Here is a 21884-nt window from a genome sequence, read left to right as displayed (position 1 = left end):
GCCTATAGGCAAAGCTTTCGGTCAGGGCGCCGACTTTGGCAACAGATAGTCGCTGAACATCTCACGCAGACGTCGCTTGTCGATCTTTCCCGCTGCGGTGTGCGGGATCTCGGCGACATATTGCACGTCGTCGGGAATCCACCAGGTCGCGATCTTGCCGTCCAGGAACGCCAGGAGGTCGGCGCGATCCTCGCCCGCACCCGGCTTCGAAACGGCGATGAGCAGCGGCCGCTCGCTCCATTTTTCGTGCGCGATGCCGATGACCGCGGCCTCGGCGACACCAGGATGGCCCAACGCCAGATTTTCGATTTCGATCGAAGAAATCCACTCGCCGCCCGACTTGATGATGTCCTTCGAACGGTCGGTGATGTGCATCGTCCCGTCGGAATCGATGGTCGCGATGTCGTTGGTGTCGAAGTAGCCGTCGGCATCGAGGATATCGGTCGCGTCGCGATAGTAGGCGCTGGCGATGCAGGGCCCGCGCACCTTGAGCCGGCCGAAAGCCTTGCCGTCCCAGGGCAGATGCGCGCCGGCATCGTCGGTGATGATCATCTCGACGCCGAACGGCGCGCGGCCCTGCTTGGCCTTGAGATCGTAAAGCGCGTCGCCTGTCAGCCCGCGTTGATGCGCCTTGACCGTGCCGACGGAGCCGACCGGGCTCGTCTCCGTCATGCCCCAGGCGTGAAACACGTCGATGCCGAAGTCGCGCTCGAACCGTTCAATCATCGGGCGCGGACACGCCGAGCCGCCGACGGCGACGCGCTTCAGCGTGCTCGGCTGCAACCTTGCGCTCGTCATATAATCCAGCAGCATGAGCCAGACGGTGGGGACGCCGGCGCTCATCGTCACGCCTTCCGCCTCGATCAGGTCGAAGACCGAGGCGCCGTCGAGTTTTCCGCCCGGCAGAACCATCTTGGCGCCGGACATCGGTAACGCGAAAGCGAGCGCCCAGGCGTTGGCGTGGAACATCGGCACCACGCACAGCACCGAGTCGACCCCGCCCGGCGCCAGAGAATCCTTTGCGCAGACTTGCATCGCATGCAGCACGTTGGAGCGGTGGGAATAGAGGACGCCCTTGGGGTCGCCCGTCGTGCCCGACGTATAGCAGAGGCCCGCCGCGGTCCGCTCCTCGGCCTCGGCCCAGGCAAAATCGTCGTCGGCCTCGGCGAGCCAGTCCTCGTAGGCGACGGCGTTCTTCAGGCTGGTCGCCGGCATGTGCGAGCCATCGGTCAGCACGATGTAGCGCTCGATAGTCGGCAGCCGGGCCGCCAGCTTTTCAAGCAACGGCACGAAGGTCAGGTCGACCATCATTAGGCGGTCTTCGGCGTGGTTGATGATCCAGACGATCTGCTCGGGAAACAGTCGCGGATTGACGGTGTGGTAGACTGCGCCGAGGCCGGTGATGCCGTACCAGGCCTCGACGTGACGCCAGGTGTTCCAGGCCAGCGTCGCCACGCGATCGCCGTGCCGGATCCCTTCGCGATCGAGACGCTTGGCGACCGCCAGCGCGCGCTGGCGCACCGCGGCATAGGTCGTGCGGTGAATCGGCCCTTCGATCGAGCGCGAGACCACCGCCTGCGGGCCATATTGGATCGCGGCGTGGTCGATAATGCGATGAATCAGCAACGGCCAATCCTGCATCAAACCCAGCATCAGGCCCTCCCGGACGTCGCGCGGGCCCCTGCGCCCAATCGTTAACCTGCTTCGATCACATGGCATTTAGCTAAGCAATGACGGCGCGACCAACGCGGGGCGCCGATGGCATGAAGTCGTTTGATAATCAACGGTCCCCGGCTTCTGTGCCAAGGTGAGGCATCTGCCGAGAATTCGCGTTTTGCCTTTAGGCGCTCGTTAACCGCCGTGCCTGAGACTGGTTCTTGAAGACGGCAGATCCTTCGCCGTCCGCCCCCGCGTTTAAGTGAGCATCACCATGGACTCCAGCCCGTCGAACGTCGCCAAGGCCCCGTCGAACGAACCCCGTGATCTCCTGTCCCGCCTGTATCGCGAAATCGGCATCTCCGCCGTCGCCGCAGCGCTCGAGCCCGCAACGTTCCACGTCGAAAAAGCCACACGCCCGGCGCCGCAGAAATATCCGCTCGCCGGCAAGGTTGCAGCCTAGCGCCTATGCCGAAACCGGAAGGCAGCACGCCGATGATGGTTGACGCCTCGCAACGATGATGCATGTGCTGATGACGGGACACAACCCGTCCGGCAGCGAGGTCGATCTCCGGTGAGCACGCTTTTCGTCTCGCATCCGTCCAGCCTCGACCACGACACAGGCCCGAGCCATCCGGAGCGGCCGGAGCGCATGCGCGCCATCCGCGCCGCCATGGCCGATCCGCGCTTCGACGCGCTCGTGCGCGACGATGCGCCGTGGGGCGAATCCAAGGTCATCACCCGGGTCCACCCGACGAGCTACTTCAACGCCATCGAAGAGGCGGCGCCGAAGGACGGCACCGTCGCGCTCGACCATGGCGACACCGTCATGAGCCCTGGCACCTGGGCGACGCTGATGCATGCCGTCGGGGGGACGACGCATGCGGTGGACTGCGTGATGAACGGCAGCGCCAGCAACGCCTTCGTCGCGATGCGGCCGCCCGGCCATCACGCGGAACTGTCGACGCCGATGGGCTTCTGCTTCTTCAACACCGCCGCCATCGCCGCCCGCCACGCGCAGATGCTGCACGGCGCCAAACGCGTCGCCATCGTCGATTTCGACGTCCACCACGGCAACGGCACCCAGGCGATCTTCTGGTCGGACCCCAGCGTACTCTACGCCTCGACGCATCAGATGCCGCTGTTTCCCGGCTCCGGCGCGGTGAGCGAACGCGGCGCCCACGACACCATCGTCAACGCGCCGCTCCGCTCGGGCGATGCCGGCGAGCAGTTCCGCGACGCCATGCAGTCGCGCATCCTGCCGCGGCTGGAGAGTTTTGCCCCCGACCTCATCGTCATCTCCGCCGGGTTCGACGCGCATTGGCGCGATCCGCTCGGCAGCGTCGAACTGGTGGAAGACGATTACGCCTGGATCACCGAAGAGCTGATGGAGATCGCGCGGAAATATTCCGGCGGCAGGATCGTGTCGCTGCTGGAAGGCGGGTATGATCTGGAGGGGCTGGCGAAGTCTACGGCGGCGCATGTCGGGACGCTGATGGGGGCGTGAGGGGCGGAACGTGAGGAGATAACGATGAAACCCTCGGTCGCTCTTGAGAGGAAGCGTGACGAAGTCCGCGCAGCGATGGCGCAGCACCGCGCTGCAAATCCGCGCGTGTTCGGCTCCGTGCTCCACGGCGTAGACCGCGATGGGAGCGACCTCGATCTTCTCGTCGACGCCCTGCCAGGCGCGACATTGTTCGACTTGGGCAGCTTGCAGGTCAAACTCGAAGGTCTTCTCGGCGTCAGCGTCGATCTGGTTACGCCGAGCGACTTGCCGGAAAGAATACGCGAGAGAATTTTAGCGGAAGCGCAGCTTGTATGAGCTCTGTCCGGCTCGCGGACTACCTCAACCATATGAGGCAAGCGGCCTCCGACGCCTGCATCTTCCTGGAGGGTCTGGGCAAAGACGACTTCATTGCGGACAAGCGTTCCCAACGAGCTGTGGTCATGAGCCTGATCATCATCGGCGAAGCCGCCTCGAAGATCTTGGAGCGATATCCCGACTTTGCCGAGCGACACGCGGAGATCCAATGGCACGGGATGAAAGGAATGCGCAACCGCATCGCTCACGGCTATTTCGACATCAATCTCGATGTCGTCTGGGACACGGTCGGGACAGCTCTGCCCCTTTTGCTGCGGCAACTGTCCCATATCGAAAAAGACTGAGCGTTGGAAAGCGTCGCAACAAACGAGATTCGCGTGTCGTCCCTCCTCAACCCAGAAGGGACGCGCTCCGTCACCCCAGATGCGCCAGCACCGCCAACAGCAGCAACGCCACGATATTCGTGATCTTGATCGCCGGGTTCACCGCCGGTCCTGCCGTGTCCTTGTAGGGGTCGCCGACCGTGTCGCCGGTCACCGACGCCTTGTGCGCCTCGCCGCCCTTGAAGTGCTTGACGCCGTCCTTGTCGATAAAGCCGTCCTCGAAGCTTTTCTTGGCGTTGTCCCAGGCACCGCCGCCCGAGGTCATCGAGATCGCGACGAACAGGCCGTTGACAATCACGCCAAGAAGCGAGGCGCCCAGCGCGGCGAAGGCCGAGGCCTTGGAGCCCGAAATCAGCAGCACCCCGAAATAGACCACCACCGGCGCCAAGACTGGCAGCAGCGAGGGGACGATCATCTCCTGGATTGCGGCCTTGGTCAGCAGATCGACGGCGCGGGCATAGTTCGGCTTCGAGGTGCCGGCCATGATGCCGGGATCGTCGCGGAACTGACGGCGAACCTCTTCCACCACCGAGCCCGCGGCGCGCCCGACCGCCGTCATCGCGATACCGCCGAACAGGTAGGGGATCAGGCCGCCGAAGATCAGGCCGGCGACGACATAGGGGTTCGACAGGTCGAAGGCGATCGGCCCGAGCCCCTTGAAGTAGGGATAGAGATCCGCGTGAGCGGAGAAATAGTTCAAGTCGTAGCTGTAGGCCGCGAACAGAACCAGCGCGCCGAGACCGGCGGAGCCGATCGCATAGCCCTTGGTGACGGCCTTGGTGGTGTTGCCGACGGCGTCGAGCGCATCGGTGGAGTGACGGACTTCTTTCGGCAGGCCGGCCATCTCGGCGATGCCGCCGGCGTTGTCGGTGACCGGGCCGAAGGCGTCGAGCGCGACGATCATCCCGGCGAGGCCGAGCATGGTGGTGACCGAGATCGCCAGGCCAAACAGGCCGGCGAGCTGGAATGTCGCGATGATGCCGCCGATGATCACCAGCGCCGGCAGCGCCGTCGATTCCAGCGACATCGCGAGGCCCTGGATGACGTTGGTGCCATGCCCGGTGACGGAGGCCTGGGCGATCGACACGACCGGGCGCTTGCCGGTGCCGGTATAATACTCGGTGATGACCACGATCAGCGCCGTCACGATGAGGCCGACGATGCCGCAGTAGAACAGGTTGAGGCCGGTGATGGCGACGCCGCCGCCCTGCCCCAAGGCGCCGAAGCCGACGGTCAGATAGGTCGCCAGCGCCAGCCCGCCGATCGACAGCAGGCCGGTGACGATAAGGCCTTTGTACAGCGCGCCCATGATCGAGTTGTTGGCGCCGAGTTTGACGAAGAACGTGCCGATGATCGAGGTCACGATGCAGGTGGCGCAGATCGCCAGCGGATACAGCATCGCCATCTTCAGGATCGCCGCGCCGCCGAAGAAGATCGCGGCGAGCACCATCGTGGCAACGACCGTCACCGCATAGGTCTCGAAGAGATCCGCCGCCATGCCGGCGCAGTCGCCGACGTTGTCACCGACGTTGTCGGCGATGGTCGCGGGATTGCGGGGGTCATCTTCCGGGATGCCGGCTTCGACCTTGCCGACGAGATCGGCGCCGACGTCGGCGCCTTTGGTGAAGATGCCGCCGCCGAGACGGGCGAAGATGGAGATCAGCGAGGCGCCGAAGCCGAGCGCCACAAGCGCGTCGATCACTTCGCGGCTGTTGGACTCCTGGCCCATCGGGCCGGTCAGCACATAATAGTATCCGGCGACGCCGAGCAGCGCCAAGCCGGCGACCAGCATGCCGGTGATCGCGCCGGCCTTGAAGGAAATGTCGAGGCCGCGGCTGAGCGACAGCGACGCCGCCTGCGCCGTGCGCACGTTGGCGCGGACCGACACGTTCATGCCGATGAAGCCGGCGGCGCCGGAGAGAATGGCGCCGATCGCAAAGCCCGCCGCGACGGCCCAGCTGAGCAGGAACCCGAGGATGATGAAGATGACGATGCCGACGGCCGCGATGGTCAAGTACTGACGGCGGAGGTAGGCCTGGGCGCCTTCCGCGATGGCGGCGGCGATCTCGCGCATGCGCGGTGAGCCGGCGTCGGCCGCCAGAAGCTGCGATGTCGTGACACCGCCATAGACGAGTGCCAGAAGGCCTGCTGCGATAACCAGCCAAATCGGATTCATCGTCCGCGCTCTCCCGTAAATAACCGCTTTTGCGATGCTTTTTGTCCGCCGGACCATAGGCGGAAAGCGGAATGTTTCGCAAATGGCCTAAAGACTTCTGGACCTTACCGGGGCAGATGAGACATGCGGATGAAGAATCGTCCTGGACCATTCAAACTCGAGGAGAATCAGACGTGAAGGCTTTGATCGGCGCCCTTGCCGCGACCCTGGCTTCGGCCGCCCCCGCCCTGGCGGAACGTTTTCCCGACATCGCGCCGGAGGCGATGACCCCGGAGCAGAAGGCGATCGCCGATGCCATCGCATCCGGACCGCGCAAGTCCATTTCGGGTCCGTTCAAAGCCTGGCTGCGCAGCCCGGTGCTTGCCGATCGCCTGCAAAAGGTCGGCGCCTACATCCGCTTCGAGACCTCGCTGCCTTTGCGCCTCAACGAGTTTGCGATCCTCATCAGCGGCCAGGCCTGGGCCTCGCAGTTCGAGTGGGCGTACCACTATCCGCTCGCCATCAAGGCCGGCGTTCCCGCCACCGTGCTCGCCGACCTGTCGGAGGGTCGGGTGCCGAAGGGGATGACCGAGGAGGAGGCGCTCGTTTACACGTTCTCGACCGAGCTGCGCCGCGACAAGATCGTGTCTGACGCGACTTACGCCAAGGTTCTCGCCAAGTTCGGCGAGCGCGGCATCGTCGATCTCGTGGCGGTCAACGGTTACTACGACGTCGTCTGCATGACATTGAACGTCGCGCAGGTGCCGGTGCCGGCCGAGTTCAAAGGCCCCTTCCTCGTGACAGGCAAGGCGATGGCCAACTAGAGCATCGCACGCAAAAGCTGCAGACTTTTGCGTCCGGCCCGATGCTCTCAGCCTTCGAAAAGAGAGCGACGGCTTATCGCTTAAGCGGGTCCACTTAAGCAGCCGGCGCTCTAGGCTTGTCTCGACGCTGGCGGTCGCCGCGCGCATCCGGCGCGCCGACCGCCTTATTGCTTTCGATCAGGCCAGCATGGACGATCGACAAACCCGACCGCCTCGATCCCGCGAAGATCGATCAGCCAGTTCGGCATCGCGGTCGCCGGAGCGATGTAGTTGGACGGCAGTCCTTGTTTGTCGATGGCGAGCGATGCCTCCTGAAGCGAACATCGGCTTATGGCGTAGCGCGGCTTCACAATGGCGCGGTAGACCTCGTACATTGCGGGCACTGATCCAATGGCGATCAGGACGTAGGCCAAAGCGGCGACGACGAGTTTGCCCTTTTCGCGAGGCGCCAAAGCACCGAAGACGAAGGCGACGATGACTAGCGAGGTAATCGAGCCTCGCATGACGAGGTCGTTGTTGGGTCCGAATTTGAAGAATGGCAACGCCAGAAGGATCGCGCCGTTGATGACGAACAGCGCACGCCATTCGCGCGGAACATCGCTCCATTGCGCTCCTACAAGCCGCAGAACCGGCAGTTGGAACAGGATGAAGATTACATACCACAAGAGAAAATTGTTTTGGCTCAAAGGACTGTCGTGCGCGATCGTCGCTGGGGCTAGAAGAAGGTAAGCGACAATGGGCAGGAACGCCGCCGCTATGATGAACCCGACCCAGGTTCTTCTCGCGAAAAGCACCTCTCGCCATTGCGTCGCCACGACGAAGACGAGCCAAGGAATGAAGGGCAGGACGGCGAGTGGAGACCAGAAGGCGAGCGCGGCGACCGACACGCCGATTGTCGCGACATCGACTGTGGACCGTGTGTTCAGAAGAAGCAGCGTCGCGAGCCACCACCCCGGGAGCGCGTGGTTCGGCACCCAAAAGAATTGGACGATACTGCTGGAGTATTGGTAGAATGGGTGCCAGGTATCCATCCCCCAACGCTGCAGATGCGGCCAATAATGGTCCTGCCCGGCGGTAGACAGCAACAAAGCGCCAACAATCGAGAGACCGCCGAAGGCGATGAGGATCGCCAGGTGCGCCCAGCCTCGCCCGAGCGACATCAGCAGGTATAACGTCGCGCCGAGAAGTGTGGCGTTCTGCCCAAGCAACGCAACATGAGCGGCGAACAGGCCGAGGCCCCGGCCGACAAAAGCCGGCACCATGTACATGCCGAGCGGCGCCCGCAGCAGGTAGGTCGCACCATTCCAGTCGTAGAGCACCGGATTGCCGTGACTGACCAGATCGGCCAAGACGGCGTCTCTGATCGACCAGTCTTCGGTTGCGTAGAACAGGTGGGTTTCGCCGCCGAGCAGAAAGATGACGAACGCGAGACCGATGCACGCCGAAAGCTGGCGGACACGAAGCGGTCGCCGAAGAACGTCATCGTCGGATACCGGCTTCGGCCCCAGGACGAGCCAGAAGGCGCCGCAGCACCCTGCCATGAGCAGAGCCGCCGGAAAGGCACGCAGCACCGGCGCGAAGAGAAAGGATGGCAGCAAAACCATCAGGGAGACAACCGCGACCACGGCACGGTCGCGGATCACGATGGGAGACGACAGTAAAGACGCCGCGCGCTCGCGCCGCGTCCAGGCCGGTGCGAAACGCAAACGCGACGCCGATGGCCGTACCACCGGCCGAGCCGCGTCGCGCACGACGTCAGAAATTGATCCGTTCCTTCTCGACCACCAGGGGAAAGCGCCTGGCGTAGGTGAGCAGCAGGCTCACGTATTCGCCGAGGATGCCCAGGGCGAGCAGTTGGATCGAACTGAGGAAGAAGATCGAGATGAGGATCGGCGCCACGCCGACAGGCAGGCTGTACCAGAACAGGAGTTTGCCGATCAGGTAGGCGAGACCGCAGAGAAAGCTCAGGCACGCCACGCTGAAACCGACGATCGTCATCAGCCTCAGCGGGAGCTTCGAATAGCTTGCCAGTCCCAGCATCGCGTAGTCGGCGAGCGAAAAGATCGTGTAGCTGGAACGCCCGTGCAGCCGTCTGGGCTGGTCGTAGTGAACGACCGCGCGCTCGAACCCGATTTCCGTAATCAGACCGCGAAAATAGGGTTCCGGCTCATTGAGTCCTCGCAGGACGTCGATGACGCATTCGTCGTAGAGGCCGAAGCCGATGTAGTTCGGGATCTGCTCGACCGTCGCGATCCGCTTGATCAGCCCGTAGAAGGCGCCGCGGGCGGTCCGCCAGAAGAGCGACTCGTCCGCGCTCTTCTTGACCGCGACGACGACCTTGGCGCCGTTTTCCCACAAGGCGACCATCTCCGGGATCAGCGACGGCGGCGTCTGAAGATCGGCGAGGATCGGGATGACCAGCCGTCCCTTCGCCTCGAGCACGGCGTGAAACGGCGAACGCGCCGGTCCGAAATTCCGCGCGTTGAAGATGATTTTTAGCTTCGGGTCGAGACTGGCCAGACCGCGCAGGATCAAGGGCGTCCGATCCTGCGAGCAATTGTCGATCAGGATATGTTCGTAACTGTAACCGGGAAGCGTCTCCGCCAGGATCGCCCTGACGGCCTCGACGCATGCCGCGATCCCCGCCTCTTCGTTGTAGCAGGGCGTGACGATGCTGATCGTCGGGCGGCGAGCCGTGGACAAAGCGAGGTCCGCGAGAGAGCCCGTGCTGGCATCCTGGATCGGTTTGTCGAGCATGAGACAGACCTCTACGAGAACGGCTGACCGATCTCGTCTTTGGTTAAGGCATCAGTGAAAGGCACCACTGTCCCTGCTCGACATTGGCGAAGAAGGCCTAATGCCGGGTTAAAATACCCCGTTGCGCCTCCGGCAGGCAAGCTCAGAAATGGCTGAAGCGCGTCGCCGCGAATGCCAGCGCGGCACCGCTTGCGTCCCTGAAGACCGGCGCGCCGGCGCCGGTCGCCGTGATGCCGAGACGCCGGACGGCAACGCCAGCCTCCCGCGCCATGTCTTCGAACGACGACGACGCGTCGGCGGGAACCGCGCAGAGGATTTCATAGTCGTCCCCGCCCGTCAGCGCGGTTTCGATGAGCGTCGGCGCCAGCGCAATGGCGGCACGAGCGGCGTCGGACATCGGCACATCCCCGACATCGACCGCGGCGGTGAGGCCGGCAAGAGCGAGCATCTTGCCGAGATCGCCCGCCAGACCATCGGACACATCCATGGCGGCGGAGGCGCAGGCTAGCAGAGCGGGTGCAAGGGCAAGGCGTGGGCGGGGCAGCAGATAGCGCTCGAGCAACACCTCGGCGGCTGCGTCGCCGAGCGTCGCGATCCAGCCTGCGTCGTCCCGCGCGTCAAGACGCAGGCGCAGGCCGATCGCGGCATCCCCGATCGTCCCCGACACATAGAGCAAGTCGCCGGCCCGAGCGCCGGTGCGCGGCACCATGCGACCTGCCGGAACCTCGCCGAAGGCGGTGATCGATAGGGTAAGAGGCCCGGGCATCATGACGGTATCGCCGCCGAGCAGCGCGCAGCGGAAAGCGGCGGCGTCGTCGCCGAGGCCTGTGGCGAAGGCAGCCAGCCAGCCGCCGGTCCAGTCGGTAGGCAGGCCGATGCCAAGGCAGAAGCCAAGCGGCCTGGCGCCCTTGGCCGCAAGATCGGAGAGGTTGACGCGCAACGCCTTGCGGGCGATTGCATCCGGCGGATCGCCGGCAAAGAAATGCACGCCGGCAACCAGCATGTCCTTGGTGACGACGAGATCATGGCCCGGCGAGGGCGTGATCAACGCCGCGTCGTCGCGGAGGCCGAGGCCGCCGGGGCCGGCGATCGGGGCGAAAAGCGTTGCGATCAGGTCGTCTTCGGAGGGCCGCATCGGCTTTGCGTCTCCTCGCGTAGCAGTCGCGGTTAAGCCTGCACCACGAACTCTTCGGCGCGATACTGCCGCGCCATGCCGTCGAGCACCGCGTTGATCATGCCGGATTCGTCGGGGCCGAAGAACGCGCCGGCGACATCGACATATTCCTTGATCACGACGCGAGCCGGAATGTCCTTGCGTTTCTTCAGTTCGTAGGCGCCGCCGCGCAAGGTGGCACGCATCACGGAATCGACACGGGCGAGAGGCCAGCCGGCGATCAACGTCGCGTCGATGGCCCGGTCGAGCGGGCCCTGGTCGTCGAGCACGCCGGTCAGGATATCGCGGAAGAAGGCGAGTTCGGCGGGATTATACTGATCGCCTTCGATCTCCATGCCGATCCAGTAGGTCTCGAACTCGGCGAAGATGTCGGGCAGCGTCTTGCCGGTCACGTCCATCTGGTAGAGCGCCTGGACGGCTGCGAGCCGCGCGGCGGATCGTTCGATCGCGCGGGCCATCACTGATCCTTCGCGTGTTTGATATGATAGAGCGCGAGCGCCGCGCGGGCGGCATCGCCCCCCTTGTCGCCCTGCTCGGGGTCGGCGCGGACGATCGCCTGCTGCTCGTTCTCGACAGTCAGAATACCGTTGCCGAAGCACAGACGATGGGCGACGGCGAGCGCGGTCACGGCACGCGCGCTTTCGAGCGACACGATCTCGAAATGGAACGTCTCGCCGCGAATGATGCAGCCGAGCGCGACGATGCCGTCATAGGGGACGCCGCCGCGATCCAACATCATCGCCAGCGCGATCGGGATCTCGAGGGCCCCCGGCACGGTGATCGTCTCGACCGTCGCGTTCGCGGCGTGAAACGCCCGCATCGCACCCGCATGGAGCATCGCGCCGATGTCGTCATAGAATCGCGCCTCCACGATCAGGAATCGGCCGCCGCCGGCGGGAAGGATGTTGGACGTCGTGACGACGGAGCGGCGCGGTTCGGCCATGGCTTTCGGAAGCACTTTCGACAGGTCTGGGTGTTGGGTCCCCCTCGACTAACGCGGCGCCTTCGCGCATGCAAGGCGCTTGGCGCACGCGTCCGGCCGGCCCGTCAGATCGCGGCCGACTCCGTCGGCGCAAAATAGCTCAGCCGCGCCGCATAGCGCGCCATCAAATCGACCTCGAGGTTAAGTCGGTCGCCGGCCCGACGCTCGCCCCAGGTCGTGACCGCCAGTGAATGCGGGATCAACAGCACGGACAGGACCGCCCCGTCGACGCTGTTGACGGTCAGCGACGTCCCGTCCAGCGCGATCGAACCCTTTTCGGCGATGAAGCGCGCGAGCTTGTCCGGCGCTTGGATGGAAAAACGGCTCATGCCGTCGAACGGGTCGACGGCCAGGATGTCGGCGACGCCATCGACATGCCCGGTGACGATGTGGCCGCCGAGCTCGTCGCCGATCTTCAAGGACCGTTCGAGATTGAGGGGCGTGCCGACGCGCCACGCGCTCGCCGTCGTCCGCGCCAGGGTTTCGGCGCCGATATCGACGTCGAACCAGCTTCCCTCGTTCAGGCCGCCGCTCGCCACCACGGTCAGGCAGGGGCCGTTGCAGGCGATCGAGGCGCCGAGCGCGATCGACTCGGGCTTGTAGCCGGAGGCCACCCGCATCCGGCGCAGGTCGCCCTGCGTGTCGATCCGCTCGACGCGTCCGATATCGCTGATGAGTCCCGTGAACATCAGATCATCCTTTCGAAGCGGTGAAGGCGATCGGTCCCGACCTCGAGGTTTTCGGACTGCCGGAAGCGCATGGGATCGTGCAGCATGCCACGCGCGGCACCGCTCATGGTCGGCACGCCTTCACGGCCCAACGGCTTTTCCGCCTGGAACAGGATCACTTCGTCCGCAAGGCCTTCGGCGATCAATGCCGAACCGACGGTTGGGCCACCCTCGCTGAAGATCCGGGTGATCCCGCGGTCGGCGAGGACCCGCAACGCGGCGCGAAGATCGAGCGCGCCGGAGGCGCTGACGGGAACCACCGCGATCTCGACTCCGTCGATCTCCCGGAGCGCCTTGCCCCGCGCGTCGAGGCTTTCCGCCCGCGTCAGAACGAGGATCGGCGCCTCGCCTGCCGTCTGGATCAAGCGGGAGTGCAGCGGGAGCCGCAAGCCGCCGTCGAGAACGACCCGCAGCGGCTTGGCCTGAACGCCGGGAAGCCGCACGGTCATCAGGGGATCGTCGGCGAGCACCGTGCCGACGCCCACCATGATCGCATCATGCATGGCGCGCATGACGTGAACCATGCCGTTGGCGGCGACGCCCGTGATCGACAGCCGCGGGTCATGCGGGCCGCCGGCCACGAATCCGTCCGCCGTCTCGGCGAATTTGAGGGTGATCGCGGGGCGGCGTTGGGTCATGCGCAGGATATGGCCGAGATGATCCCGGCGCGCCGCGGCATCGCCAATGCCGCCCAGAACGTCCAGGCCGTGGTCGCGGCAATAGGCGGCGCCGCGTCCGGCGACATCCGGATTCGGATCGCCCACCGCATAGACCACCCGGCTGATGCCGGCAGCAACGATGGCTTCGCAGCACGGCGGCGTCTGGCCGTGGTGGCTGCACGGTTCGAGGGTGACGTAGATGGTCGCGCCTCTGGCGGCGGCGCCGGCCTGTGCCAGTGCCTGCGGCTCGGCGTGGGGGCGGCCACCAGGAGCCGTCCACCCGCGTGCGAGAACGATCCCGTCCTTGACGATGAGGGCACCGACGGACGGATTGGGCGCGGTGAGGCCAAAGCCTCGCCGCCCGAGCGCCAAAGCAGCATCCATGAAGCGGCGATCCGCGTCCTGGTCCACAGGCGCGGTCATGCCAGACGTCCGGAAAATGCCACGCTACACGCGGCTCGGAAAAGGCGACTTCGGCTTGGGCGTCTCAGCCTCGCCGTCCGGCGGGTTGGCAAGTTCGTCGATCAACATGTTGAAATCGCGAGTCTCTCGAAAATTCCGATAGACCGATGCGAAGCGCACGTAGGCGACGCTGTCAAGGGAGCGCAGGCCCTCCATGATCAGTTCGCCGATCCGATCGCTGGGCACATCGCTGTCGCCCTGGCTTTCGAGCTGCCTGACGATGCCGTTGACCATCCGGTCGACGCGTTCGCCGTCGACGGGACGTTTGCGCAGCGCGATCTCGAGCGATCGCATCAGCTTGTCGCGATCGAAGGGCACCCGGCGGCCGGATTTCTTGACGACCGTCAGTTCGCGTAGCTGCACGCGTTCAAAAGTCGTGAATCGACCGCCGCAGTCGGGACAGACGCGGCGCCGGCGGATGGATGAGGCATCCTCCGTCGGCCGCGAGTCCTTGACCTGCGTTTCCAGGCTGCCGCAGTAGGGACAGCGCATTTTACCTCAATAGATCGGGAAGCGCTTGGTCAGCGCCGCGACCTCGTTGCGGACCTTGGTCTCGGTTTCGACGTTGCCCTCTTCGCCATTGGCGGCAAGACCAAGCAGACAGGTCGCGATGAGCTCGCCGACCTGCTTGAACTCGTCCACGCCGAAGCCGCGCGACGTCGCCGCCGGCGATCCCAGGCGGATGCCGGACGTGACCATCGGGCTGGCCGTATCGAACGGCACACCGTTCTTGTTGCAGGTGATGTGGGCGCGCCCGAGCGAGGCTTCGGCCGCCTTGCCGGTCAGACCCTGCTTGCGCAGGTCGACGAGCAGCAGATGATTGTCCGTGCCGCCCGATGAGATCGCAAAGCCTTTCTCGGCCAGGGTCGCGGCCAGAGCCTTGGCGTTGTCGAGCACCTGCTGGATGTAGACCTTGAAGCTCGGCTGCAGCGCTTCGCCGAAAGCGACGCCCTTGGCAGCGATGACATGCATCAATGGACCACCCTGGATGCCGGGGAAGATCGCCGAGTTGAACTTCTTCGCCAGCGCCGCGTCATCCGTCATGATCAGGCCGCCGCGCGGACCACGAAGGGTCTTATGCGTGGTGGTCGTGGCGACATGGGCGTGCGGGAACGGCGAGGGATGCAGGTCGGCGGCGATGAGCCCGGCGAAATGCGCCATGTCGACCATGAAGAAGGCGCCGACCGAGTCCGCGATCTCGCGGAATTTTGCGAAATCCCAATGGCGCGGATAGGCCGAGCCGCCGGCAATGATCAGCTTCGGCTTATGCTCGAGCGCGAGCTTGGCGACGCTCTCCATGTCGATGCGGTGATCGTCCGGCTTCACGCCGTAGGGAATCGGCTTGAACCATTTGCCGGAGACGTTGACCGGCGAGCCGTGGGTCAGGTGACCGCCCGCGGCGAGGTCGAGACCCATGAAGGTGTCGCCCGGCTGCAGCAGCGCGAGGAACACGGCCTGATTCGCCTGGCTGCCGGAATTCGGCTGGACGTTGGCGAAGCCGACGCCGAACAGCTTGCAGGCCCGCTCGATCGCCAGACGCTCGGCGATGTCGACGTATTGGCAACCACCATAATAGCGGCGGCCGGGATAGCCCTCGGCATATTTGTTGGTGAGGATCGAGCCCTGTGCTTCGAGAACGGCGCGCGAGACGATGTTCTCCGACGCGATCAGCTCGATCTCGTCGCGCTGACGGCCGAGCTCCTGATCGATGGCCTTCGCCATGTCCGGATCGACGGCATGAAGATCGGCATTAAAGAATGCGGTCGAATCGGTCCAGGCGTCGGACTTGGTCATTGCAGAACCCCTTGGGAGACGAGTTGAGGCCGGTATGTTCGGCACGTTATTATGCTTGGTGGCTAATTGGTCAGGTGACGCAAAGCCTAGCACAGCCGCCGAAGCCGGGGAAAGGTCTCGGAAATACAGTTTTCCTGCGTGACGTCTCAAGAAAATTGAGTCCTGCCTCAGGACTCTACGAAGACCTGCGACGAAAGAACCCGCCCTTTTGGGGCGGGTTTGACGGCAAGCAACCTCGAATTACAGACGACTTACTGCTGGTCGTCGTCCATCGGCTCGAGCACGCGGCCGGGATTGTCCGCCGGGCGCTGGTTGTTGTAGCTGGTCTTGCTGATCGTACCCTGCGGCTGATCGATCGGGCGACCGATCGAGCCGGTCGCGACCGGTCCGAAACCGTCACGCTGGTAAATGTCCTCGCGGAACTGAGCGGTGCCGTCCGGCGTCGCCCAGGCCGTCACGTAGACCCAATATACCGGAACCGGGCTGGCGAGACGTGCGTCGACGCGACCGCCCGAGCGAATGGCTTCGTCGATGTGCGCGCGGTCCCAGCCGGGCGTATCCTTCAGGAGCCACTGCACGTAGTCGCGGACATTCTGCACGCGGATGCAGCCAGACGACACGAAACGCTGATCGTCGCCGAAGACCCCTTTGTCGGACGTGTCATGCATGTACACGCCGTAGGGATTGCTGATGTTGATGCGGACGACGCCAAGCGAGTTCTCCGTGCCCGGATCTTCGCGGAAGCGGAAGTTGGTCGCTTCCATCGAATGCCAGTTGATGGAGCTCGACGGAACCTCCTGGCTGTCCTTGTTGAAGACGCGGATGTGGTGGTCGTTCAGATAATTGGGATCCCCCTGCATGCGCGGGATGAGATCCTTTTTGATGATCGACGCGGGCACGGTCCAGAAGGGATTGAAGTTGATGTCGGTCGCGCGGGTCTGCATGACCGGCGACTGGCGATCCATCTTGCCGACGCCGGCCCGATGATGGCTGAACACGACGCCGCCTTCGACGGTCTCGACCGCCTCGGCCGGAATGTTCGCCATGACGAAGCGCTCGCCGAGATTGCCCGAGAACGATTTTAGGCGGACGAGGTTGATCTCGAGCTGATGCAGCCGCATGTCGGCGGTGATGTTGAGCGCGGCGAAGGCCTCGGGGCCGACGATACCGTTCTCGATCAGGCCATGACGCGCCTGGAAATGCTTGACGCCGGCTTCGACGTACGAATCGAAGATCGGCGAGGATCCGGCCGACGTATCGAGATCGCCCGACGCCGCCAGACGACGGCGCAGCGCCACCACGGCGGGGCCGTTGGTGCCAAGCTGCAGCTTGCGACCCGTCGGCACCGTGTTCCAACCGCCATTCTGGACAAGCTTGCGATAGGTCTCGATCGCCTGCTCGGTTGCGTTGAACGTTTCCGTCGACAGCACCGGAACGGTCGAGCGCTTTACAGAGAGACGGGCATCGGCGTCATAACCCTGGGCCCATTCCGCCTGATCGCTGAAACCACCGTCCTGTTCGGCGGCGAGACCCGTCTTCGCACCGGCGAGACCAAACACGGCCAAGGCGCCGGCGATGGAGAGGACACGCAGGGAGACGCGCGGAAAATGGTGCGGATGTTGTGCCACCGATGACTCCAGATGCGCCGCCGTATGGCGGGAAAAAGCGGCGCGCAGCAATGCAGCCCACGCCCTTCTAAGCGAATATTTAACGCTACAAGCAGTGTGCTTAACAAGCAGCAAACGGAGGGCCGTTTTGTGGCGGCATTGCGAGTTCTGCGAGTCTGGGCGGCATTCGCCGGCTTGTTGCCGTTAGGGCACAGGTCGCATCGGCGCAACAAAAAAGCCCGACCGAGCTCTCAGGGGAAAGAGCTGGCCGGGCATTCGCAGACAAGGTGCCGGGGGAAACACCCTGCCCGTCGATTCGTATCGCCGAAGAATGACGGCGACGTGAAAAAGGTTCAGAGGCGGAAGCGGATCTGGTCGGTCCAGAAACGCTCGAGGCGGACGAGCGACTGGTTGAGCTTGGTGAACTCGTCGCTGGTGATGCCGCCGATCTGCTCGACGGTCGAAATGTGCTTGTCGTAGAGGCCGCCGACGATCTCGTGAACTTCGCGACCTTGATCGGTCAGGCTGATGCGAACCGAACGACGGTCGAGGCGCGAGCGCGAGTGATGCAGGTAGCCCATCTCGACCAGCTTCTTGACGTTGTAGGAGACGTTAGAGCCGAGGTAGTAGCCGCGGGTGCGGAGCTCGCCGGCGGTCAGCTCCTTGTCGCCGATGTTGTAAAGAAGCAGGGCTTGGACCGAGTTGACGTCGCTGCGACCGCGGCGGTCGAACTCGTCCTTGATCACGTCGAGCAGGCGACGATGCAGCCGCTCCACCAGGGTCAGGGCTTCGAGATAGACCGGCCGAACCTCGGCGATCTCCTCATGGCGATTGCGGGTCATGTCGGATTTCAGAGCCGTATTGTTCATCACTCAGTCCCCTAGAATTTCGCGATGGCCAAGTTCCCTCGGCTCACTATGGAATGATCTATAAGGCCGACGAATGAAAACGAGTTTAAACAACACCCTGAATCGAAAGTTTACACTTTGCAGTAAATGAGATGTGAATTGAAGCAAACGGTCATTGTAAACGCCGCGTAAGGACGTGTTACTTAAAGATTTATATAAATTTGAACTGCGAACAAACCCACAGACTGTACTGTACAGCGAAATATATACGGCGAAGCCGTGGTTACTCAGGTGCTACGGCGAGGGAACTCGAAAACATGCACAGTAAGCGACGGCATGCGGGGGAGCTCAGAGACGCGATGCCTTCCCGGCGTACCAGGTGAGAGCGAAATAGATCAGGATCAGGGAGCCGTCGATGGCGACCCAGGCGTAAGTGAAGAAGTGGGTGATGCTCATGGCGACGAAGATCTGCGATAGCGCGGCAAACAGCCAGAGCACGCCGCCCCAGGGAGTCGCCAGCCAAAGGCCGACCGCCGCGAGAAGATCCAGCACGGAAAAGAAGATCACGGCGGCCGCGCGACCTGCGGAAAGCCGATCGAAGACGGCATCGGTCGGCAGGAGGAAGACCGCCCATTGCGTGAGGCCCTGGATGATCCAGAGGCCGGCCAGCAACCGCATGAATACGACGAGGATGAGACCCCAGCGTGTTTCGCTGGCTTCCCGCGCCGTCACGCCGAGCCTAATAGCCGCCTCGGGCTCGTAGATCTCGAGTTTGACCCGATCCGCGTTCTGCAGGCTCATGCCGCGGCGTCTTTGCCAGCCGCGGGCACGACAAACTGGAGCACGGGGCCGACGGGAACGACCCCGGTCGGATTGATCCAGGGGTGGCTGCGGTAATAATGGTTCTTGATGTGGTCGAACCGCGTCGTCGAGGCCACCGCGTCGTGGGCATAGAGGTCGCGAAGATAGGCCGAAAGCGCAGGATAATCCGCGATGCGCCGGATGTTGCACTTGAAGTGACCGACATAGACGGGGTCGAAGCGCAGCAGCGTGGTGACCAGGCGGATGTCGGCCTCGGTGAGGGTCTCGCCCATCAGGTAGCGCTGGCGCGACAGGCGCTGCTCCAGCCAGTCCAGGCTCTCGAACAGCGGCTTGATTGCTGTTTCATAGGCACCTTGCGTCGTCGCAAAACCCGCCTTGTACACCCCGTTGTTGACGGTGTCGTAGATCCGCGCGTTGACGGCATCGATCTCCGGGCGAAGCGCCTCGGGATAATAGTCCCCCGCCGCGGCGCCGAGGCCGTCGAAGGCGGAATTGAACATGCGCAAAATTTCGGAGGACTCGTTCGACACGATGGTCCCGGTCTGCTTGTCCCACAGGACAGGCACGGTGACGCGCCCGACGTAGCTCGGATCGGCGGCGCGATAGACCTCGTAGAGGTAGGCCGCGTGGTTGATCGGGTCCGGGATCACGTCGTCTTCCGGCTTGAACGTGATGCCGTGCTCCCGCATCAGCCAATGCGTGACGGACACGCTGATCAGGCCCTCGAGCCCTTTCAGCTTGCGCATGATCAGGGTGCGATGCGCCCAGGGGCAGAAGTAGGCGGCATAGAGATGGTAGCGCCCGGCCTCGGCCTTGAAGCCGGCCTTGCCGCTCGGCCCTGCCGCACCGTCGGCGGTGACCCAGTTGCGGAATTTCGACGCATCGCGCTCGAATCGGCCGTCATGCTTGTCCTGCTCGTAGCCGCGATCGTGCCAGACGCCTTCGACGAGTACACCCATGGTCACACCTTTCACGAACACAGGTGTTTAGCCGGACAAAGGGGGTGCGAGCAAATCGCGGGCTCTTGCTTGCTTAGGTAGCCTGTTCGGATGGAGGATCGTCCACCTCGAGTTCGCTTTCCACCGCTTCAAGGGTAAGAGGCAAAGCTTCAAACACCGTCTGCCACACGCGTCGCTGGATCACGTCTTCGTACTCATGGCGGTAGATATTTCCAGCTGCCGCCATCTCCTTCCAAGGAATCGTAGACTGTCGCGCCTTCAGATCGCTGGATAGCTTCCGCGACGCCTCCGAGATGGTTTCGAGCGCGCGCGTGACCGCATAGAACGATTTAAAGGCGTCGCAGAATTGTTCATAGCTCAAGCCATCGACAAACGAGAAGGCCAAGGCAATGTTGTGCCGGATATAAACGAGCGCGCGTTTTTTCGGTCTCAGAACGCATAGACCGCGTCGGCTATCGCAGAGGGCCGAACGTGAGGCTTCAGCGCTTCGAAATCGACCACATCGACCGAGCCTCCAAAAAGCCCCTCAACGTACGATTTCACGCCCGCATAATCGTAGATCGTCCGAACCACCTGAGGATCGAGGGCGACCAGAATATCGATATCGCTTTGCGCATTCTGTTCGCCACGCGCGACGGAACCGAAGAGAGCGGCGCGCATGACGCCATGCGCCCGCAAGTCGGTCTCGCGCTCCTTCAGCGTTTTGATGATCTCGTTGCGTTTCATAGTGTCATCATAGCACAAAGACTTTTGAACCTCACGCGTACCCTTTCTTCCGTTTTTCCGCGATTGCTGAGCCTTGCCCGGACGCGCGATGGATCTGAGGAGCTGTCAAGCCCCCGGTCATCGTGATTCTATCGGCTGGCCATCGGCCTGGTAAGTGCGAACCCCTGCGGGACGCGTTAAGATGCCGGGAAACCTCCGGCGCGCCGATGTAGCGCCGGTCTGATCACGCTATCTGGACAAGCGACCATGACCAAAGGCCTGCCCGCCGACATTTCAGAATCCCTCGGCCTGATCCACCGCCCGCGGCGCAATCGCAAGAGCGAGTGGGCCCGCCGCCTGGTGCGCGAAAACGTCGTCACAAGTAATGACCTGATCTGGCCGATCTTCATCATCGAGGGGGAAAAGCAGCGCGTCCCCGTGCCCTCTATGCCCGGCGTCGAGCGCTACTCCGTGGACGAGGCGGTGCGCGCCGCGCACGAAGCGGCGGAGGCCGGCGTCCCGGCGATCGCTCTCTTTCCCTTCACCGAGCCGGGTCTGCGCGATCCGGTCGGCAGCGAGGCGTGGAACCCCGGCAACCTGGTCTGCCGCGCCTGCCGCGCGATCAAGGCCGAGGTGCCGGAACTCGGCCTGATTACCGATGTCGCGCTCGACCCCTACACCAGCCACGGCCATGATGGCGTAATGCGGGGCGAAGAGATTTTGAACGACGAGACCGTCCGCATCCTCTGCCGCCAAGCGGTCAACCAGGCCCATGCCGGGGCCGACGTGATCTCGCCGTCGGACATGATGGACGGCCGCGTCGCCGCGATCCGCGCGGCGCTCGACTTCGCCGGCTTCCAGCAGGTGCAGATCATGTCCTACGCAGCCAAGTACGCCTCGGCCTTCTACGGCCCGTTCCGCGATGCGATCGGCACCAACGCCACCCTGATCGGCGACAAGCGCACCTACCAGATGGACCCGGGCAACGCCGAGGAGGCCCTACGCGAAGTGGCGCAGGACATCGAGGAAGGCGCCGACATGATCATGGTCAAGCCCGGCATGCCCTATCTCGACATCATCCGCCGGGTGAAGGAGAATTTCACCGTCCCCACTTTCGCCTACCAGGTGTCCGGCGAATACGCGATGATCATGGCCGCCGCGCAGAACGGCTGGATCGACGGCGACCGCGCGATGATGGAAAGCCTGACCGGCTTCAAACGCGCCGGCTGCGACGGCATTTTGACCTATTTCGCGGTGACGGTTGCGAAGCGGTTGAAGGGCTGACGGCGCCGCGAGCCCGACGCAACGGCCTACATGACAAGCTATGGCCCCCCGTTCAGCGAAGACCTGATGTACACGATCGCGGGCTTATTTGGCGCGGGCGCCTCGACCGCGATCGTCGCGCGGTTCGCCGGACTTCACCTCCTCGCCCTGATGGTGATGCCGGCTGGATTCCTGGTCGGAGCGGGCATTGTCCAAGCCTTCGTCGGCCTGCTCCGCTGGGGCAGGCCGTGAGCGGACTGGCACGCTGGTCGATGGCGTGCCGC

General features: G+C 63.8%; 24 protein-coding genes. 7 read left to right on the top strand and 17 right to left on the bottom strand.

Annotation, left to right across the window (positions count from 1 at the left end):
• Positions 1-21 precede the first annotated feature (21 nt).
• Entirely contained in the window at positions 22-1653 is a 1632-nt protein-coding gene (locus GSQ79_RS00510; protein WP_158806783.1) for a long-chain-fatty-acid--CoA ligase, read from the bottom strand.
• A 277-nt stretch (positions 1654-1930) separates the two neighbouring features.
• Here GSQ79_RS00510 and GSQ79_RS00505 point away from each other — a divergent pair, with 277 nt between their 5' ends.
• The 4 genes from GSQ79_RS00505 to GSQ79_RS00490 all read left to right on the top strand — a co-directional run bounded on the left by GSQ79_RS00505 (position 1931) and on the right by GSQ79_RS00490 (position 3822).
• Positions 1931-2119 (top strand): hypothetical protein, encoded by a 189-nt coding sequence (locus GSQ79_RS00505; protein WP_158806782.1) that lies wholly within the window; start codon positions 1931-1933, stop codon positions 2117-2119.
• Positions 2120-2230: 111 nt separating this feature from the next.
• The gene (locus tag GSQ79_RS00500; protein WP_158806781.1) at positions 2231-3163 is read left to right on the top strand and encodes a histone deacetylase family protein; all 933 of its coding nucleotides are present in this window, start codon (positions 2231-2233) and stop codon (positions 3161-3163) included.
• A gap of 24 nt (positions 3164-3187) precedes the next feature.
• The gene (locus tag GSQ79_RS00495) at positions 3188-3478 is read left to right on the top strand and encodes a nucleotidyltransferase family protein (RefSeq protein ID WP_158806780.1); all 291 of its coding nucleotides are present in this window, start codon (positions 3188-3190) and stop codon (positions 3476-3478) included.
• A complete protein-coding gene (locus GSQ79_RS00490) occupies positions 3475-3822 on the top strand; it encodes a DUF86 domain-containing protein (protein WP_158806779.1) in 348 nt (115 codons plus the stop codon). The genes GSQ79_RS00495 and GSQ79_RS00490 overlap by 4 nt, the downstream gene beginning before the upstream one ends.
• A gap of 70 nt (positions 3823-3892) precedes the next feature.
• Here GSQ79_RS00490 and GSQ79_RS00485 read toward each other — a convergent pair whose 3' ends face one another.
• Positions 3893-6037 carry a sodium-translocating pyrophosphatase gene (locus tag GSQ79_RS00485; RefSeq protein WP_158806778.1) on the bottom strand — a complete coding sequence of 715 codons (2145 nt, stop codon included), beginning with the start codon at positions 6035-6037 and terminating at the stop codon, positions 3893-3895.
• Positions 6038-6210: 173 nt separating this feature from the next.
• On the opposite strand from GSQ79_RS00485, the gene GSQ79_RS00480 reads away from it, so the two are divergent.
• Positions 6211-6840, top strand: a complete 630-nt coding sequence (locus tag GSQ79_RS00480) for a carboxymuconolactone decarboxylase family protein (RefSeq protein WP_158806777.1) — start codon at positions 6211-6213, stop codon at positions 6838-6840.
• Between the two features lie 164 nt (positions 6841-7004).
• Here the strand turns inward: GSQ79_RS00480 and GSQ79_RS00475 are convergent, their stop codons facing one another.
• From GSQ79_RS00475 to GSQ79_RS00405, 15 genes are all read right to left on the bottom strand, one after another.
• Entirely contained in the window at positions 7005-8546 is a 1542-nt protein-coding gene (locus GSQ79_RS00475) for a hypothetical protein (RefSeq protein ID WP_158806776.1), read from the bottom strand.
• Positions 8547-8595: 49 nt separating this feature from the next.
• Complete coding sequence (locus GSQ79_RS00470; protein WP_158806775.1) at positions 8596-9597, bottom strand: glycosyltransferase family 2 protein; 1002 nt, start codon at positions 9595-9597, stop codon at positions 8596-8598.
• 142 nt (positions 9598-9739) lie between these two features.
• Entirely contained in the window at positions 9740-10732 is a 993-nt protein-coding gene (gene thiL, locus GSQ79_RS00465; protein ID WP_158806774.1) for a thiamine-phosphate kinase, read from the bottom strand.
• A 32-nt stretch (positions 10733-10764) separates the two neighbouring features.
• Positions 10765-11229 carry a transcription antitermination factor NusB gene (nusB, locus tag GSQ79_RS00460; RefSeq protein ID WP_158806773.1) on the bottom strand — a complete coding sequence of 155 codons (465 nt, stop codon included), beginning with the start codon at positions 11227-11229 and terminating at the stop codon, positions 10765-10767.
• On the bottom strand, positions 11229-11714 hold the full coding sequence (gene ribH / locus GSQ79_RS00455; protein ID WP_158806772.1) for a 6,7-dimethyl-8-ribityllumazine synthase: 486 nt from the start codon (positions 11712-11714) through the stop codon (positions 11229-11231). The genes nusB and ribH overlap by 1 nt, the downstream gene beginning before the upstream one ends.
• 104 nt (positions 11715-11818) lie before the next feature.
• Positions 11819-12442, bottom strand: a complete 624-nt coding sequence (locus GSQ79_RS00450; protein WP_158806771.1) for a riboflavin synthase — start codon at positions 12440-12442, stop codon at positions 11819-11821.
• Positions 12442-13563, bottom strand: a complete 1122-nt coding sequence (ribD, locus tag GSQ79_RS00445) for a bifunctional diaminohydroxyphosphoribosylaminopyrimidine deaminase/5-amino-6-(5-phosphoribosylamino)uracil reductase RibD (protein ID WP_158806770.1) — start codon at positions 13561-13563, stop codon at positions 12442-12444. Before ribD ends, GSQ79_RS00450 begins: the two co-directional genes overlap by 1 nt.
• Before the next feature lie 24 nt (positions 13564-13587).
• Entirely contained in the window at positions 13588-14094 is a 507-nt protein-coding gene (gene nrdR, locus GSQ79_RS00440; RefSeq protein WP_158806769.1) for a transcriptional regulator NrdR, read from the bottom strand.
• 6 nt (positions 14095-14100) lie between these two features.
• On the bottom strand, positions 14101-15396 hold the full coding sequence (gene glyA / locus GSQ79_RS00435) for a serine hydroxymethyltransferase (protein ID WP_158806768.1): 1296 nt from the start codon (positions 15394-15396) through the stop codon (positions 14101-14103).
• Between the two features lie 251 nt (positions 15397-15647).
• The gene (locus tag GSQ79_RS00430) at positions 15648-16961 is read right to left on the bottom strand and encodes a murein L,D-transpeptidase (protein ID WP_158806791.1); all 1314 of its coding nucleotides are present in this window, start codon (positions 16959-16961) and stop codon (positions 15648-15650) included.
• Positions 16962-17356: 395 nt separating this feature from the next.
• Positions 17357-17872, bottom strand: coding sequence for a MarR family winged helix-turn-helix transcriptional regulator (locus GSQ79_RS00425; RefSeq protein WP_158806767.1), 516 nt, complete (start codon positions 17870-17872; stop codon positions 17357-17359).
• A gap of 327 nt (positions 17873-18199) precedes the next feature.
• The gene (locus tag GSQ79_RS00420) at positions 18200-18652 is read right to left on the bottom strand and encodes a DUF6163 family protein (RefSeq protein WP_158806766.1); all 453 of its coding nucleotides are present in this window, start codon (positions 18650-18652) and stop codon (positions 18200-18202) included.
• Entirely contained in the window at positions 18649-19632 is a 984-nt protein-coding gene (locus tag GSQ79_RS00415) for a glutathione S-transferase family protein (RefSeq protein ID WP_158806765.1), read from the bottom strand. The genes GSQ79_RS00420 and GSQ79_RS00415 overlap by 4 nt, the downstream gene beginning before the upstream one ends.
• A gap of 73 nt (positions 19633-19705) precedes the next feature.
• Complete coding sequence (locus GSQ79_RS00410) at positions 19706-20035, bottom strand: DUF86 domain-containing protein (protein WP_256378970.1); 330 nt, start codon at positions 20033-20035, stop codon at positions 19706-19708.
• Between the two features lie 26 nt (positions 20036-20061).
• Positions 20062-20358, bottom strand: coding sequence for a nucleotidyltransferase family protein (locus GSQ79_RS00405; RefSeq protein WP_158806764.1), 297 nt, complete (start codon positions 20356-20358; stop codon positions 20062-20064).
• Between the two features lie 246 nt (positions 20359-20604).
• Between GSQ79_RS00405 and hemB the strand changes: the two genes are divergently transcribed.
• Together hemB and GSQ79_RS00395 are read left to right on the top strand one after the other, a co-directional pair.
• The gene (gene hemB, locus GSQ79_RS00400; protein WP_158806763.1) at positions 20605-21621 is read left to right on the top strand and encodes a porphobilinogen synthase; all 1017 of its coding nucleotides are present in this window, start codon (positions 20605-20607) and stop codon (positions 21619-21621) included.
• Between the two features lie 30 nt (positions 21622-21651).
• A complete protein-coding gene (locus GSQ79_RS00395) occupies positions 21652-21852 on the top strand; it encodes a hypothetical protein (protein ID WP_158806762.1) in 201 nt (66 codons plus the stop codon).
• The last annotated feature ends 32 nt before the right edge of the window (positions 21853-21884 follow it).

Source organism: Beijerinckia sp. L45 (assembly GCF_009765775.1).
Taxonomy (GTDB): domain Bacteria; phylum Pseudomonadota; class Alphaproteobacteria; order Rhizobiales; family Beijerinckiaceae; genus RH-AL1.
Note: the sequence above shows the minus strand (reverse complement) of the source record. Positions and strands in the feature narration are given on the sequence as shown.

Bases quoted from the DNA above. Each gene is read 5' to 3' on its own strand.
- GSQ79_RS00395 (WP_158806762.1), top strand. From the start codon at position 21,652: ATGACAAGCTATGGCCCCCCGTTCAGCGAAGACCTGATGTACACGATC.
- nrdR (WP_158806769.1), bottom strand. From the start codon at position 14,094: ATGCGCTGTCCCTACTGCGGCAGCCTGGAAACGCAGGTCAAGGACTCG.
- nusB (WP_158806773.1), bottom strand. From the start codon at position 11,229: ATGGCCCGCGCGATCGAACGATCCGCCGCGCGGCTCGCAGCCGTCCAG.
- GSQ79_RS00425 (WP_158806767.1), bottom strand. From the start codon at position 17,872: ATGAACAATACGGCTCTGAAATCCGACATGACCCGCAATCGCCATGAG.
- ribD (WP_158806770.1), bottom strand. From the start codon at position 13,563: ATGACCGCGCCTGTGGACCAGGACGCGGATCGCCGCTTCATGGATGCT.
- thiL (WP_158806774.1), bottom strand. From the start codon at position 10,732: ATGCGGCCCTCCGAAGACGACCTGATCGCAACGCTTTTCGCCCCGATC.
- GSQ79_RS00450 (WP_158806771.1), bottom strand. From the start codon at position 12,442: ATGTTCACGGGACTCATCAGCGATATCGGACGCGTCGAGCGGATCGAC.
- GSQ79_RS00420 (WP_158806766.1), bottom strand. From the start codon at position 18,652: ATGAGCCTGCAGAACGCGGATCGGGTCAAACTCGAGATCTACGAGCCC.
- GSQ79_RS00485 (WP_158806778.1), bottom strand. From the start codon at position 6,037: ATGAATCCGATTTGGCTGGTTATCGCAGCAGGCCTTCTGGCACTCGTC.
- GSQ79_RS00505 (WP_158806782.1), top strand. From the start codon at position 1,931: ATGGACTCCAGCCCGTCGAACGTCGCCAAGGCCCCGTCGAACGAACCC.
- GSQ79_RS00510 (WP_158806783.1), bottom strand. From the start codon at position 1,653: ATGCTGGGTTTGATGCAGGATTGGCCGTTGCTGATTCATCGCATTATC.
- GSQ79_RS00495 (WP_158806780.1), top strand. From the start codon at position 3,188: ATGAAACCCTCGGTCGCTCTTGAGAGGAAGCGTGACGAAGTCCGCGCA.
- hemB (WP_158806763.1), top strand. From the start codon at position 20,605: ATGACCAAAGGCCTGCCCGCCGACATTTCAGAATCCCTCGGCCTGATC.
- glyA (WP_158806768.1), bottom strand. From the start codon at position 15,396: ATGACCAAGTCCGACGCCTGGACCGATTCGACCGCATTCTTTAATGCC.
- GSQ79_RS00405 (WP_158806764.1), bottom strand. From the start codon at position 20,358: ATGAAACGCAACGAGATCATCAAAACGCTGAAGGAGCGCGAGACCGAC.
- GSQ79_RS00470 (WP_158806775.1), bottom strand. From the start codon at position 9,597: ATGCTCGACAAACCGATCCAGGATGCCAGCACGGGCTCTCTCGCGGAC.
- GSQ79_RS00490 (WP_158806779.1), top strand. From the start codon at position 3,475: ATGAGCTCTGTCCGGCTCGCGGACTACCTCAACCATATGAGGCAAGCG.
- GSQ79_RS00415 (WP_158806765.1), bottom strand. From the start codon at position 19,632: ATGGGTGTACTCGTCGAAGGCGTCTGGCACGATCGCGGCTACGAGCAG.
- ribH (WP_158806772.1), bottom strand. From the start codon at position 11,714: ATGGCCGAACCGCGCCGCTCCGTCGTCACGACGTCCAACATCCTTCCC.